13 protein-coding genes are annotated in these 14,517 nt (G+C 58.3%); 11 read left to right on the top strand and 2 right to left on the bottom strand.

Annotated features, from left to right (window positions below; translation table 11 throughout):
• Nucleotides 1–7: 7 nt before the first annotated feature.
• Together QU667_RS10115 and QU667_RS10110 are read left to right on the top strand one after the other, a co-directional pair.
• Complete coding sequence (locus QU667_RS10115) at nt 8–565, top strand: peptide-methionine (S)-S-oxide reductase (protein ID WP_304987051.1); 558 nt, start codon at nt 8–10, stop codon at nt 563–565.
• 129 nt (nt 566–694) lie between these two features.
• Entirely contained in the window at nt 695–1,897 is a 1,203-nt protein-coding gene (locus QU667_RS10110; RefSeq protein ID WP_304987050.1) for a type IV pili methyl-accepting chemotaxis transducer N-terminal domain-containing protein, read from the top strand.
• 94 nt (nt 1,898–1,991) lie between these two features.
• On the opposite strand, the gene QU667_RS10105 is transcribed toward QU667_RS10110, so the two are convergent.
• Together QU667_RS10105 and pfkB are read right to left on the bottom strand one after the other, a co-directional pair.
• Nucleotides 1,992–3,893, bottom strand: a complete 1,902-nt coding sequence (locus tag QU667_RS10105; protein WP_304987048.1) for a PTS fructose transporter subunit IIABC — start codon at nt 3,891–3,893, stop codon at nt 1,992–1,994.
• Between the two features lie 21 nt (nt 3,894–3,914).
• Entirely contained in the window at nt 3,915–4,823 is a 909-nt protein-coding gene (gene pfkB / locus QU667_RS10100; protein ID WP_304987047.1) for a 1-phosphofructokinase, read from the bottom strand.
• 193 nt (nt 4,824–5,016) lie between these two features.
• On the opposite strand from pfkB, the gene QU667_RS10095 reads away from it, so the two are divergent.
• The 9 genes from QU667_RS10095 (at nt 5,017) to QU667_RS10055 (ending at nt 14,516) form a co-directional block, all read left to right on the top strand.
• Entirely contained in the window at nt 5,017–5,922 is a 906-nt protein-coding gene (locus QU667_RS10095) for a YitT family protein (protein WP_304988451.1), read from the top strand.
• A 20-nt stretch (nt 5,923–5,942) separates the two neighbouring features.
• On the top strand, nt 5,943–7,004 hold the full coding sequence (gene rfbG / locus QU667_RS10090) for a CDP-glucose 4,6-dehydratase (RefSeq protein WP_304987046.1): 1,062 nt from the start codon (nt 5,943–5,945) through the stop codon (nt 7,002–7,004).
• 116 nt (nt 7,005–7,120) lie between these two features.
• Nucleotides 7,121–7,960: an N-acetylneuraminate synthase family protein gene (locus QU667_RS10085; protein ID WP_304987045.1), complete on the top strand. Its 840-nt coding sequence runs from the start codon at nt 7,121–7,123 to the stop codon at nt 7,958–7,960.
• A gap of 2 nt (nt 7,961–7,962) precedes the next feature.
• Nucleotides 7,963–8,430, top strand: a complete 468-nt coding sequence (locus QU667_RS10080; protein ID WP_304987044.1) for an HAD family hydrolase — start codon at nt 7,963–7,965, stop codon at nt 8,428–8,430.
• A complete protein-coding gene (locus QU667_RS10075) occupies nt 8,427–10,211 on the top strand; it encodes a thiamine pyrophosphate-binding protein (RefSeq protein ID WP_304987043.1) in 1,785 nt (594 codons plus the stop codon). Before QU667_RS10080 ends, QU667_RS10075 begins: the two co-directional genes overlap by 4 nt.
• Before the next feature lie 120 nt (nt 10,212–10,331).
• A complete protein-coding gene (locus QU667_RS10070) occupies nt 10,332–11,399 on the top strand; it encodes a radical SAM/SPASM domain-containing protein (protein WP_304987042.1) in 1,068 nt (355 codons plus the stop codon).
• Nucleotides 11,399–12,439 carry a radical SAM/SPASM domain-containing protein gene (locus QU667_RS10065; protein ID WP_304987041.1) on the top strand — a complete coding sequence of 347 codons (1,041 nt, stop codon included), beginning with the start codon at nt 11,399–11,401 and terminating at the stop codon, nt 12,437–12,439. Before QU667_RS10070 ends, QU667_RS10065 begins: the two co-directional genes overlap by 1 nt.
• On the top strand, nt 12,436–13,371 hold the full coding sequence (locus tag QU667_RS10060; RefSeq protein ID WP_304987040.1) for an FkbM family methyltransferase: 936 nt from the start codon (nt 12,436–12,438) through the stop codon (nt 13,369–13,371). Before QU667_RS10065 ends, QU667_RS10060 begins: the two co-directional genes overlap by 4 nt.
• Before the next feature lie 8 nt (nt 13,372–13,379).
• Entirely contained in the window at nt 13,380–14,516 is a 1,137-nt protein-coding gene (locus QU667_RS10055; protein WP_304987039.1) for an FkbM family methyltransferase, read from the top strand.
• The last annotated feature ends 1 nt before the right edge of the window (nt 14,517 follow it).

Below are 14,517 nucleotides of genomic sequence, written 5' to 3'. Positions count from 1 at the left end.
GTGCGCCATGACTAAACGCATCTGCCTCTCGGGCGCGGATATGTACGAGCTGGAGGAGGTCTTTCGCGGACGGCGCGGCATCGCAAGCGTCCGCACGGGCTACATCAACGCCGTAGCGAACGCCGCGCATGAGGACGTGGCGACAGGTGCGGCGGGCGGGCGCATGGGCGTTGAGATCTGCTACGATCCGAAGAAGATCGACATCTCGCAGCTCCTCGACCTGCACTTCGCCGTCGTCACGCCGTACAGCATCGACGGTCAGGGCTATGTGCGCGGCAGTATGTACCGCGCCGGCATCTTCTACGAGAGCGCGGAGGACGAGCCGCAGATCGCACTCTACCTCACCTTCCTCGCGGGTAAGGGGCGGTGTCCCGCCACAGGCGAGCACCTGACGCTCAACGATCCGAACAGCAGCGCGGCGGCGCGGCGTATCCTGCACGCGACCATGGAGCGGCTGACCTCCTTTCAGGCGGCATCCGACGAACATCAAGGATATTTGCAGCGTCATCCCGAGATAGAGCCCTACATCGACCTTGCGCGTCTGCGCGAACTTGTGAAACTTTGACAGAACGACCATCGGCACAGTTGTCGATGGTCGTTTTCTCTGTTCATTTATTGTTTTTTTCTCATTTTCATTTTTCAAATGAGTTTTTATGTTATAATTGAAAAAATGGAAACTGCTAGGAGAAAACAGATGATGATTCGAAACAAATTGCGGGCAATCCTCCTCGTGCTTTTTGCCTTTATTGTCGGACTTGTTGCACTGAATTTTTATACATTTGAGAAATTGGAGGGCGACGCTCCTGCCGTCAACGCATCCGGCTCGCTGCGGATGCGTGCGTATCAACTCGCGTGGCTCTCGGCACGGCTCGTCTCCGCGGATGCAGACACGGCGGCGGATCTCCGGAGGACAATGGTGGCGCAGATTGAAACGTATGACCGTATCCTTGCGGGACTTCGCCGGGGGGATGCGGAGCTGAACCTCCGTCCGGCATCGGACGAGACGATTAAAGAACAGCTTCGCACGCTGCAGCCCTTCTGGGAGGAGTATCGTACAGATGTATTCGCCGTCACGGGGGCTGTGGGGACGGAGGAAAAATATGCGGCAAATGCCGTGGTTGCCGCCGAAGTCGCGTCGTATGTCGACGAAGTGGACAAGCTCGTTACGGCATACGATACCGCCAGTCAGGCAAAGATCGCCGCCTCGCAAAAGATCGAAATCGCCGTGATCATACTCTCCGTTCTGATCGTGGGTGCTGCGACCTATCTCATCATCACGCAGATCCTCATACCGCTTGCCATGCTTACGGCATCGTTCCGCGAGGTCGCGGGCAAGGAGGCGGACCTCACGCAGCAGCTTCGCGCCGCCCGCTATGACGAGATCGGGCGCATCGTGCACTCGTTCAACAGCTTCGTCAGTGACCTGCGTCAGATCATGCAGCGTGCAAAGGCGTGCTCCACCGAGGTCTCGGGGCTGTCGGATACGGTCTGGCGGGCGAGCGTCGAGAACAGCAAGGCAGTCGAGTACAATGCCGTCGCCGTTACGAATGTGGCGGCGCATACCGGTGATCAGGACGAGAACATCCAAATGATCGCGGCGAGCGTGAACGGCATCTCGGGACATCTGGCCGAGATGCAGGAGCTCATGAAGGAAGATGAGGTCAATCGCAGCACCCTCTTTGCCTCGCTCGAAGCCGCGCGCGCCTGTGCACAGGCTGCGGCTGCTGCTGCGGAGAGCGTCGCAAGGACATCGCGGGAGATCGCGGGACTGACCGAGGAATCCGCCGCCGCCATCGAGGAGGAAACCGCCTCCCTTGAGGCATTCGCTGCGACCGCCGAGCAGCTCAAGGGACTTGCAGGTGAACTTGACACGCTCGTCGGCAGGTTCAAGGTATAATCGGCATATCTCAGAGCATTTCGTCAAAACACGACTAAAAAAATCCCGTCTTGCCGTGATTGGCAGGACGGGATTTTGCTATGCTGTGATTCCTTTACTCCTTGATTGGTTTCTTCAGCAGCGAAAGAATGATCGCGCCGACGATGGCGCCGATGAGGATGCTCACGAGGTACATGAGCGGGTTGCCGATGGTCGGGACGACGAAGATGCCGCCGTGCGGTGCGCGCAGGGTGCAGTCAAAGAACATGGTGAGTGCGCCCGCGAGTGCAGAACCTGCGACCATCGAGGGGATGACGCGCACGGGATCGGATGCCGCGAACGGGATCGCGCCCTCGGTGATGAAGGAGAGTCCCATGACATAGTTCGTGATGCCCGCCTTGCGCTGGCTCTCGGTGAAGCGGTTCTTAAAGAAGGTGGTCGCAAGCGCAATCGCAAGAGGTGGAACCATGCCGCCCGCCATGACTGCCGCCATGACATGATACTCACCCGAGGCGAGCAGTCCCGTACCCGTGACGTACGCCGCCTTGTTGATCGGACCACCCATATCGACCGCCATCATGCCGCCGACGATGAGACCCATGAAGATGCGTGCCGAGGGATCCATGCCGCCGAGCGTCGCGATCATCCAGTTGTTGATGGCAGAGACAGGCGGGGCGATGATGTAGAGCGAGATGAGCCCCATGATGAGGATGCCGAAGAACGGGTAGAGCAGGATGGGCTTGATGCCGTCGAGGGAGGCGGGCAGTCCCGCGAATACCTTCTTGAGAAAGTTGACGGCGTAGCCGCCGACGAAGCCCGCGAGGAGTGCGCCGAGAAAGCCCGTGCCCGTTGCGCCCGCGAGCGAACCGCCGACGAAGCCGACGGCAAGACCCGGGCGGTCGGCGATGGACATACCGATGAAGCCCGCGAGGACGGGGAGCATGAAGCCGAACGAGGCACCGCCAACCTGCATGAAGAATTTGGCAAGCGGGGTGTTCGAGCCGAATTTCGACGGGTCGATGGCGTAGTCGTCAAAGAGAAATGCAAGGGCGATGAGGATACCGCCGCCGACGACGAACGGCAGCATATGTGAAACGCCGTTCATGAGGTGCTTGTAGATCTGGCGGGCAAGGCTTTCGTCCGTGCCGCCGTCCGCGCTCTCCACCTCGTCCGCGCCGCTCGCGCGGTAGACGGGCGCACTGCCCGAGAGGGCGCGGTCGATGAGCTCGTCCGCCTTGTTGATGCCGTCCGCGACCTTCGTTATGACGACGCGATGTCCGTCAAAGCGGGACATGGCGACGTTCTTGTCCGCTGCGACGATAATGCCGTCGGCGGCGGCAATCTCCTCGGGGGTGAGGGCGTTCTTGATGCCCGCCGAGCCGTTCGTCTCGACCTTGACGGTGAGGCCGCGCTTCTTCGCGTGCTGCTCGATGCTCTCCGCCGCCATAAAGGTGTGTGCGATGCCGGTGGGGCAGGCGGTGACGGCGAGGATCTGGATGTGGTCGGCGGTGGGCTTTGCTTCTTCCGCCGCCGTTTCCGTGCGCGGCGCAACAAAGCGGTCGTTTTCCTTATCGTCGATGAGCTGACGGAACTCCTCGACGGTCTTGGCGGCGATGAGTGCCTCCTTGAAGTCCGGATCCATAATCATGGTCGCGAGCTTCGAGAGGATGGCGAGGTGTTCGTCGTTCGCGCCGTTCGGTGCGGCGATCATGAAGAAGAGGCGGCTCGGGTTGCCGTCCATGGCGGCAAAGTCCATGCCGGCGGGGACGGTCATTGCGGCAAGCCCCGCCGCCTTCACGCCGTCGCTCTTGGCGTGCGGCGTTGCGATGCCGTCGCCGAGCCCCGTGGTGCCGCTCTCCTCGCGGGCGAGCACGTCCCTCACGTACTGTTCTTTGTCGCTGAGGTTGCCGCCCTTCTCCATGGAATCGGCGAGGAGGCGGATCGCAGCCTCCTTCGAGGCGGGGGCAGAAACGCCGAGGGCGATGCTCTCCGGTTTTAGAAGATCGTTGATATGCAAGGGAAAACCCCTCCTTTTTCACTAGACGATAGTTTTCAGCAGCGCAAGCGCCTCCTCGCGTGTGGCGAGGTTCGGAGAGAATGCGGAGGCGGAGCCGGTCGCAACGCCCATGTAGAAGGCGCGTTCATAGCTGCCGTCCGACTCCATGAACCCTGCGAGGAAGCCTGCGACCATCGAGTCGCCCGCGCCCACGGAGTTGACGAGCGTTCCCTTCGGTGCGGCGGAGCGGTAGAACACACCCTCCGCAGTGAGGAGGATCGCGCCGTCGCCCGCCATGGAGATGAGGACGTTCGTCGCGCCCTCCTCCTGCAATTTTTTGGCGTGGAAGATGATGTCGTCGTCCGTTTTGAGTTCGACACCGAACATCTCGCCAAGCTCGTGATTGTTCGGCTTGATGAGGAACGGGCGGTACTTCAGCACGCGCCGCAGCAGGTTCTTCGTCGCGTCCACGACGATGCGGATGCCGCGCCCCGCGAGATGCGCCATGATGCGCTCGTAGATGTCGTCGGGCAGTGTGTTCGGAATCGAGCCGGCAAGCACCAGCGTATCGCCCTCCGTGAGGCGGTCGAGCTTTGCAAAGAGCGCACGCTGCGCCTCCTCCGTGATGACGGGACCCTGCCCGTTGATCTCGGTCTCGCTCTCCGCCTTGACCTTGACATTGATGCGCGAGAAGCCTTCATCGAGGCGCACGAAATCATCCGTAACGCCGAAGGAGTGCAGCATCTGCTGCATCGCAGTGCCCGTGAATCCTGCGAGGAAACCGAGTGCGGTCGATTCGTGCCCGAGATTTTTCAGCACGATGGAGACGTTGATGCCCTTGCCCCCCGGCAGGATCTGCTCGTAGTTCACGCGGTTGATCTCGCCTGCAGTGAACTGCTCCAACCGCACGATGTAGTCGATCGACGGGTTGAAGGTGACGGTGTAGATCATACCTATCCCTCCCTAACTATGATTCAAATAAAAATATTCCCATTAAAACAATCATATAGCGTAGACCTCCTAAAGTCAAGAAAACCATTCTCGGGCGGCGGGGTTGTCAGCGGTTTTTCTTTCCTTTATAATAAGAGTGAAAAACGGAATGGAACAGGGGAGTATTATGACCGCAGCAATGGAACCGGAAACAATGGACGCACAGCAAAACACAGCGCAGACACCGACCGCGCCGAAGCAGGGGAAGCCGCCCAAGGGGGTGCTTTTCTATGTCAAAAAGATCGCCTTCCTCATCCTCGGCGCACTCATCACCGCCGTTGGACTGGAGCTGTTTCTCATCCCGAACCATGTCATTGACGGCGGTGTGGTCGGCCTGTCGATCATGTCACAGACGATTACGGGGATGGGGCTCGGTGTATTTCTCGTGCTCTACAACATCCCGTTCGTCTATCTCGGGTACAAGCAGATCGGCAGGAGCTTTGCGCTTTCGGCCGTGTTCGCGATCATCATGCTCTCCGTCTGGTCGGGCGCACTCCACGGTGTGCCGCAGGTGACGAACGATCCCTTCCTTGCTGCGATCTTCGGCGGTGTGGTGACGGGGCTCGGGGTCGGCATCGTCATGCGCACGGGCGGCTGCTTCGATGGCACGGAGATCGTCGCGATCATCATGGACGCACGGACGCAGTTCTCCGTCGGCGAGGTCGTCATGTTCATCAACCTCTTTATCCTCTCGTCGGCGGGACTGCTCTACGGCTGGGACAAGGCGATGTACTCGCTCTTTGCCTATTTCGTCATCGCCAAGATGATCGACGTGGTGCTCAAGGGTCTCGACGAATCGTATGCCGTCATGATTGTCACGAGCGAGCATGAGGAGATGACCATTGCGCTCAACGAACGCCTCGGGCGCGGCGTGACCATCCTGCATGGTGCGGGCGGCTACACGGGAGAGGCAAAGGAAGTCCTCTACTGCGTCGTCACACGGTTGGAGCTCGACAAGCTCAAGGAGATCGTGCTCGACAAGGACGAACGCGCCTTCGTCACCATCAATGCCGTGCACGACATCGTGGGCGGACGGTTCAAGAAAAAAGCGATTCACTAGAGGGGGGAACGGAGCGTACCATGGATCTGAGTTTTTACAAAGGGAAGCGCGTATTCCTCACGGGGCATACGGGCTTTAAGGGGATGTGGCTCTCCCTTCTGCTCCTGCGGGCGGGCGCGGAGGTCACGGGCTATGCGCTGGACGCGCCGACCGACGGCGGGCGTGAGGCGCTGCGCCGCCTCGGCATATTGAAAGAAATGCGGGATGTGCGCGGTGATGTGCGCGACCTCGCTGCGCTCTCCCGCGCATTTCATGAGGCGCGTCCTGCGGTGGTGTTCCACCTCGCGGCACAGCCCATCGTGCGCGAGAGCTATCGTCAGCCCGTGGACACCTTTGCTGTGAATGTGATGGGAACGGTGAACCTGCTCGAATGTGTCCGTACGTCGGATACGGTGTGTTCCGCGCTCATTGTGACGACGGACAAGGTCTACGAAAACAAGGAATGGGCATGGGGCTACCGCGAGAACGAGCCGCTGATGGGGTATGACCCGTATTCCGCGAGCAAGAGCTGCGCGGAGCTTGCCGTCTACAGCTATCGGCAGAGCTTTCTTGCGGCGCAGGATGTGCGCGTCTCGACGGCGCGTGCGGGCAACGTGATCGGCGGCGGCGACTTCGCTCCCGACCGCATCATCCCCGACTGCATTCGTGCCGCCGTGCGCGGGCAGACCATCGACATCCGCAATCCGCACGCGACGCGCCCCTATCAGCACGTCCTCGAACCGCTCTCCGTCTATCTCACGGTTGCAGCGCGGCAGACAGCGGACGCATCCCTTGTCGGTGCGTGGAACGTCGGTCCCGACGATGCGGACTGCGTGACGACAGGGGAGCTTGCAGACATCTTCTGCCGTGCGTGGGGCGATGGCGTGCGCTGGCGGGCGCACGCGGACGGCGGCCCGCACGAGGCGCATTTTCTGAAACTCGACTGCTCGAAAATAAAGAGTGAACTCGGGTGGAGACCGCGCTGGCACATCACTGAAGCGGTCGAGAAAACCGTGGCGTGGGCAAAGGCGTGGGACGAGGGCGCGGATATGCGCATGGTGAGCGCGGAGCAGATCACGGATTTTTTGGGGGGAAGATGCTAGGGGCGTACAGCGGATGCGCCCCCTTAAGTGCGGGAAAAAACGTGCGATATTTATAATAAGGGAACGCAGTCATGGAACTGCGTGCAGGAGAACGTATCAGGGAGGTTTTAAGCGCAATGGAGAACGCAAACAAAAAGGTCTTTTTCATCGCCGAAATCGGCATCAATCACAATGGCGATATGAAGATCTGCAAGGAACTGATTGATGTCGCCGCAGATGCCGGATGCGATGCGGTGAAGTTCCAAAAGCGTACGGTGGACAAGGTCTATACGGCGGAGTATCTGGCAAGTCCGCGCGAGAGCCCGTGGGGGACGACGCAGCGCGAGCAGAAGGAAGGGCTTGAGTTTGACCTTGCGGACTATCAGGAGATTGACCGCTATTGCAAGGAAAAGAATATCGAATGGTTTGCGTCGGTCTGGGATGTGGATTCTCAGATTTTTTTGCGCCGGTTCGAGCTGAAATACAACAAGGTCGCCTCTGCGATGCTCGGCGACATGGAGCTCCTTGAGGAAATGGCGAGTGAGGGGCGCTATACCTTCATCTCAACCGGCATGAGCACGTGGGACGAGGTCGATGCCGCCGTCGCCGTATTCCGCCGTCATGGCTGCCCGTTCGAGCTGCTGCACTGCAACAGCACCTATCCGATGGCGGTCGAGGATGCGAACCTCCTGCTTATCCCGGAGATTCGCAATCGCTACAATGTTCCGACGGGGTTCAGCAGTCACGAAACGGGCTATGTGGCGACGCTCGGCGCAGTCGCTCTTGGCGCGACCTCCATTGAGCGTCACATCACGCTGGATGTGAATATGTACGGCTCGGATCAGAAAGCCTCCATCGAGCCGGAGCCGCTCAAGGCTCTTGTGCGTGACATTCGCCAAATGGAGTCGGCGCTCGGGACAGGGAAGAAAACACTGAGCCCGGCGGAGATGGCAGTACGAAAGAAGCTCAGAGGGTGAGTGTGAAAAGAATTAAATACATCTTTGCAGATATGGACGGTGTTCTGACCGACGGTACCGTCCGTATTGATGAGAAGGGCAGAGAGAGTAAAACCATCTGTTTTCGCGATCTGGACGCCATCGGCATTGGCCGCAGGGGCGGCATTGAGTTCGCCTTTGTGACCGGAGAGGATACGCCGATCGCACACTTTATGGCAAGCCGTTTTGGTGTGGACATCGCCGTCTTTGGGGCAAAGGACAAGAAGGCCGCCCTTGAGCAACTGTGCGTTCAGCTCGGGCTGACGGTGGACGAGATCTGCTACATCGGCGACGCGGCGCGCGATGTGCCGGCAATCGAGTGCGCCGGCATCGGTGCGACGGTACAGGACGGCGTGCTCGCCGCACGTAGGGCGGCAGACATCGTGACGGAGTGCTGCGGTGGAACGGGCGCATTGCTTGAACTCGTTGAAACACTATTGGAGAGAAGATGACCATGAAACTATCCGACTATGTCATGGAATTTTTGGAACAAAAGGGGATCAAGTATGTGTTCATGCTGCCCGGCGGCGGCTGTATGCACCTCGTCGATTCGCTCGGGCGGAGTGAGCGTCCGGAATACATTGCCTGTCTGCATGAGCAGGCGGCTGCGATTGCGGCGGAGAGCTACGCACAGAACACCAATGAAATCGGCGCAGTCCTCGTTACGACAGGCCCCGGCGGCACGAACGCCGTGACGGGGCTCGCGGCGGCATGGATCGACTCGACCCCTGTGATATTTCTCTCCGGACAGGTAAAGCGCAGCGATCGCATTGGGACGAGCGGCGTGCGGCAGATGGGATCGCAGGAAGTGGACATTGTTCCCGTTGTGCGACCGCTTACAAAGTACGCCGTCACCGTGATGGAGCCGACGGAGATCCGCGCTGTGCTCGAACAGGCGTATTACCTTGCAATGCACGGACGGCGCGGACCCGTGTGGATCGACATCCCGCTCGACGTACAGGCGGCGGAGATCGAGCCGAGCGAATTGCGTGGTTATGTACCGGAGGCAGAGACGACCGAGATTCCTGCCTCTGCCATTGCGCAGATCAGAGAACTCATTTCGGCGGCAAAGCGTCCCGTCCTCCTCGTCGGAAACGGGGTCAAGGCAGCGGGCGCGGAAGATGCTCTGCAAAAACTGCGTGCGAAAACGGGCATCCCAACCCTTCTGACGTGGAAAACCATCGATCTCTTGGATTTTGACGACCCACACTTCTTTGGATGTCCCGGCGGTATGGGACATCGCTACGCGAACTTTGTGTTGCAGAATGCCGATCTCCTGCTCGTACTCGGCAGCCGTCTCGACAGCAGCCTCACGGCGTGGAATCACAAGAACTTTGCGCCGCACGCGAAGAAGATTGTGATCGACATTGATCCCGCTGAGACGGATAAACTTGACATGGACATCGCCGTGCGCGTGGACGGCGATCTTGCCGCCGTTTTGCCGCTCCTTGCGGAACAGGATTATGAGATGGCGGCAGATCTTCCCATATGGCAGACATACTGTGCACGCATGAAGGAAAAGTACCCTGCAATTACGATGGAGATGCGTGCGGAGAAGGATTACGTCGATGCCCATGTCTTTATTGACGAACTCTCACGTCAACTGACGGCAGACGATGTGATCGTTCCCGAGAGCTCGGGTGCGGCGGGCGAGATCACCTATCAGGCACTGCGTGTCAAACATGGGCAGAAGGTGAAAAACGCCGCAGGACTTGGCTCCATGGGGTTCGGTGTACCCTATGCTCTCGGTGCCTGTTTCGCAAATGGAAAACGCCGTACCATCCTCATCGATGGGGACGGTGCATTCCAGCTCAACATACAGGAGCTGGCGACCATCGCACAACGCAGACTGCCGATCAAGATGTTCCTCTGGATGAACGGCGGCTATGCCAGCATCATGGGAACGCAGCGGAACTTTTTTGAGGGGCGTTACGTCGCTGCAGATGCAAAAAGCGGGCTTGCGATCCCCGACATCGGCGCACTCGCGGCTGCCTATGGCTTCCGCGTCTTTCCGATGGAGCACGCGAGCGACCTGCGAACCGTGATGGCGGAGGCGCTTGCCGCAGAAGGCCCCGTGCTCTGCCTTGTGCGCGTCTCGCCGTTTGCAACAGCGAGCCCGCGGACAAAGGCGGTTCAGCTCCCGAACGGCTCGATGATGTCGAAGCCGCTTGAGGATATGTGGCCGTTCCTGCCCGCCGAGGAAGTCGCAGAGAATATGATTGCAAGAGAGTGAAACGTACCGCTTGAAAAACTCCACAAATGCGTCCCGCTGTGCAGGAACGTATTTTCGGCACGATGATGCCGATGAGATGACGGCGGTATGCTATGCCATACCATAATAGGAGAACATATTTTGGAAAAGTCCGATTACCAGAAGAAGGTGGAGCACGACCGCCGCGAGGCACTGCGTAAAATCAAGCCGAAAGTCGTTGCGAAGTTTGAAAAATACGAGGAACTGCACGCGCGCGGGCAGTACACCCCTATCATAGAGTTTACGTATGATTATCGTTGCAATATGCACTGTCCGCATTGCAGCAACCTCTGTTTCGCAGAGAAGCGCCGCACCCTCACGCCCGAGGTCATCGGGCGGGTTGCCGATCAGGCGGATGCACTGGGGCTTGCCCAGCTCGGCATCTCCGGCGGCGAGCCGCTGACCTTCCCCGACTTGGAGGATGTCATACGCGCCATCGGACCGGATCGCTTTCATCTGTTTATCAGCACGAACGGCACCCTGCTCACGGCGAAAAAGGCAAGGTGGCTGAAGGAGATCGGAATTGACAAGGTCAAGGTCAGCCTCGACTGCGTCGATGAAGATGGTCCCATCTTCCACGATGAGGGGCAGACCACATCGGCGCTGCAGGCACTTGAAAACGCGAAGAATGCAGGGCTTCAGGTCATAGCACAGACGGTTATCACCCATCAGAACTGCCGTACGGAGGCGACGGAGCGCATGACGGCATACTGTCAGGAGCACGGCTATCAGGTGGATGTCATGCTGGGCAAGGCGGTCGGACGTTGGGAGGGACAGCATGACATCCTTGTGGACGGTGCCGACCTTAAGCATCTGCGGGAGTTGCATGAAAAATATCCGCTCCTGCACCTCGATACCTTTCCGACCTATCACGAAAAGCAGGGCTCGTGCGGTGCGGTCAAGAAGATCCTTGAGGTGACACGTTATGGGGATGTTATGCCCTGCGTATTCATCCACATTGCAATCGGCAACGTCTTTGACGACAGCCTTGCCGAGATCATGGAGCGCGGGCTTTCGATCCGCCATTTCCGCAAGGACAGCCCGATCTGTCTCTCGGGGGTCGATCGGAACTTTATCAAGAACCATATGTCGAAGTTCTACGGGAAGCCGTTGCCAATCAGCTATAAAGATGCGTTTACGGAAGAGGATTTCGTCAAGGATGATGAGTGATGGAGATTGTTCGTTACACCGAACTGAAGAATACAAAGAGGCATAACCTTGCCGACGTGATCCCGCTCGAAAAGCCCTATACCCTCCTGATCGAGCCGAGCAGTTCGTGCAACTTCCGCTGCCGTATGTGCTTTCAGAGTGCGGCACAGGAGAAATTCAAGGACAAGCGGCACACGATGGATATGGGGCTTTTTCGACGTGTAATCGCACAGGCGCAGGCATGGGCGGGCGAGCGGTTCAAGGTGCTGAAGCTCTGTATCTACGGTGAGCCGTTCACGAATCCGCACTTTACTGAGATGCTTCGTCTGGCACATGAGGCAGACATCGCCGATCGGATCGAGACGACGAGCAATGCCTCTCTTTTGACTGAGGAAATCTGTCGTGGTCTCGTGCGTGGAGGTCTTGATTATCTGCGCGTATCCATCTACTCGGCAATTCCGCAGAAACATCTTGAGATAACGGACTCCCATGTGCCGATGCAGCGTATCCATGACAATCTCGCCATGCTCCAACGTATCAAGCGGGAGATGGGCAGCGAGCGTCCGTTTATTGCGTGCAAGATGCTGAACACCTTTGACGAAGCGGAAAATCAAATCTTTCGCGATGCCTATGCCGACGTGGCGGATGAGATCTATATCGACGAGCCGCACAGCTGGGTCGAGATCGACGGAGAGCAGTTCATTGACCGCCTTTATGGCGATGCGATGGCGAAGGTCAAGCGGCAGATGACGGGACGCGCTGCGTGTCCCATGCCGTTTACGACGCTTGCCGTGCGCTCGGACGGGGCGGTATCACCCTGCTGCAACGACTGGTATGGCGGGACGAACCTCGGCAATGTGCAGGAGGAAACGCTCGCGGAGATCTGGAACGGGTGGAAACTCTACGATTTCCAAGTCATGCAGCTCGAAAAGCGCAACCGTGAGAACATCAGCTGTCGCGGCTGCTCGGTCTACAAGAGTGCCCACTATACACGGGATGATATTGACGACGTGCCCGTTACGCAGCTGCGCCGTCCGAACGGGGAGAAAAGAAACACATGAACGAGAGAACATTGGTCTACGGGCTCGGTAAGGAATACCAAGAACACAAGGACTGGGTCGCCGAGAACTTTAACGTGACGGGGTACTGTGATCAGGTTGTCGAGCGTATGCCGGCAGAAGGAGCGGTACGCAAGGAGGAGCTGAAGGAACACCTCGCCGCGTTCGATCTCGTGCTCGTTACTGCTGACCCTGTGAGTATTGTCGCTGACCTCATCGAGGAGTTCGGCGTGCCAATGGAGAAGATTCGCGTGCTCTACTATGAACTTGCACAGCGGGAGATGCCGCTGCGCACCTTCTATGGAGAGAATGCCGAGGATGCCGTGCTGATGCTCCTCGTGAGCGAGCTTGGTCTCCCCCTCAATGGACTCTCCTATCTTGAGATCGGCACGAACGATCCCGTACGGTTCAACAACACCTATAACCTCTACCGCCTCGGCGCGCGTGGACTTCTCGTCGATCCGCTGCCGACGGTCGGCGCACTGATCCGTATGGTGCGTCCCGCAGATCGTTTCCTTCATGCGGCTGTCTCCGGGGGGGGGACAGACGAACCTGCTCAGAGGACGTTCTATGCCAGCAAAAGCTCTCTCGTCAGCAGTCTTTCCTACGAACACCACAAGGCGTGGGACGGCATCACCCGCAACGAGGTGCGCGCGATTCCCGTCGATGTACTTGGCATCAACGAGGTCATGGAGCAGATGGGCAGTGTGCCGGATCTCCTGCTCGTCGATGCTGAGGGCGAGGATGAGAAGATCATGCGTGCGTTTGATTATGCACGGTTTCATCCAAAGGTCGTCATGGTCGAGATGGATCATCTGGACACGTCGCGTGAGAATATGATCCGTTTTATGGACGATCATGGCTATATCGTGTATACAACCATCGCATACAACACGATTTTTGTGGCGGCGGATGTGTGGAATGCACGCAAGTAAAGGAAACTATGGAAAATCAGAAAGAGAAGGCGGGACGACTTGTTCGTGAGCGGCTGGCATCCACCCTTGCCGAACGTATATCGTGGCGGGAACAGGTGAGAAAGTTTCTGCGCGAGGAACAGGATATTTATATCTGGGGGACCGGTCAGCTCGGACAGCGTGCGGTGCATGAGCTGCGCGGCATGGGGGGACGTCTGCGTGCCTTTGTTGACAATGATCCGGATCGCTATGGGCGGGAGATGGACGGAGTTCCCTGTATTTCGCCGGCGCAGCTGGAAACGGTGCGGGATCCGCTTGTGCTGATCGGTGTGGGGATGCATTCCGGCGCGGTCGCCAAACAGCTTGCCGCGATGGGGGTGCGCCGTACACTGGAGATGCAGGATTTTTACCTGAACGGGCTGTTTGCGGATCTTCTCCGTGCAGATCCCGCAGATGTGGCTGTGCGTGTGGAACGCTGCTTTGAGCTGTTGGCGGATGAGCACTCCTGCGATGTGCTGCTGGCAAAGCTGGAGGGATTCTTTCACTTTGTACCGGGATTTGGCAGACAGAACTATTATGACCGTGTTTGTCGGGGCGATCAGTACTTTCAAGACGATCTCATCCACTTTACGGAGAACTCCGTGCTCGTGGACTGCGGCGCATATACGGGGGACACGATGCAGGATTTTCTGCGGCGCGGATACCCGTTTCGCAAGTACATCGCCTACGAACTCAGTCGGCGCAACTATGATGTGTTACAAGAAAATATGCGGAATGTACGTGGGGGGGGGACAGATAAACTCGTCGCGTACAACTGCGGCGTAGGGGAGCGGAATGAACAGATCTGCTATGATGATGTCATTTCTGCTTCGTCTGTTTCATCCGTCGGTGTCCCCGGGAAGGTCGTCCGTATGTCCGACCACCTGCGGGACGAGGCGGTCAGTTTTATCAAGATGGACATCGAGGGCGCGGAGATGGGGGCGCTGAAGGGCGCTGCGGAGCTGATCTGCCGCCGCCGTCCCGATCTCGCCATCTGTACCTATCACTCGATCTCCGATCTCTATGAGATACCGCTTTATATTCACTCGCTTGTGCCGGAGTATCGTCTGTATCTCCGGCACCATACGCCGGTCTTTTGTGAGACGGTTTGTTATGCTGTGATTTGAT

Source organism: Selenomonas dianae (assembly GCF_030644225.1).
Classification (GTDB): domain Bacteria; phylum Bacillota; class Negativicutes; order Selenomonadales; family Selenomonadaceae; genus Centipeda; species Centipeda dianae.
Note: the sequence above shows the minus strand (reverse complement) of the source record. Positions and strands in the feature narration are given on the sequence as shown.

Bases quoted from the DNA above. Each gene is read 5' to 3' on its own strand.
- QU667_RS10115 (WP_304987051.1), top strand. From the start codon at position 8: ATGACTAAACGCATCTGCCTCTCGGGCGCGGATATGTACGAGCTGGAG.
- QU667_RS10110 (WP_304987050.1), top strand. From the start codon at position 695: ATGATGATTCGAAACAAATTGCGGGCAATCCTCCTCGTGCTTTTTGCC.
- pfkB (WP_304987047.1), bottom strand. From the start codon at position 4,823: ATGATCTACACCGTCACCTTCAACCCGTCGATCGACTACATCGTGCGG.
- QU667_RS10095 (WP_304988451.1), top strand. From the start codon at position 5,017: ATGGACGCACAGCAAAACACAGCGCAGACACCGACCGCGCCGAAGCAG.
- rfbG (WP_304987046.1), top strand. From the start codon at position 5,943: ATGGATCTGAGTTTTTACAAAGGGAAGCGCGTATTCCTCACGGGGCAT.
- QU667_RS10085 (WP_304987045.1), top strand. From the start codon at position 7,121: ATGGAGAACGCAAACAAAAAGGTCTTTTTCATCGCCGAAATCGGCATC.
- QU667_RS10075 (WP_304987043.1), top strand. From the start codon at position 8,427: ATGACCATGAAACTATCCGACTATGTCATGGAATTTTTGGAACAAAAG.
- QU667_RS10065 (WP_304987041.1), top strand. From the start codon at position 11,399: ATGGAGATTGTTCGTTACACCGAACTGAAGAATACAAAGAGGCATAAC.
- QU667_RS10060 (WP_304987040.1), top strand. From the start codon at position 12,436: ATGAACGAGAGAACATTGGTCTACGGGCTCGGTAAGGAATACCAAGAA.
- QU667_RS10055 (WP_304987039.1), top strand. From the start codon at position 13,380: ATGGAAAATCAGAAAGAGAAGGCGGGACGACTTGTTCGTGAGCGGCTG.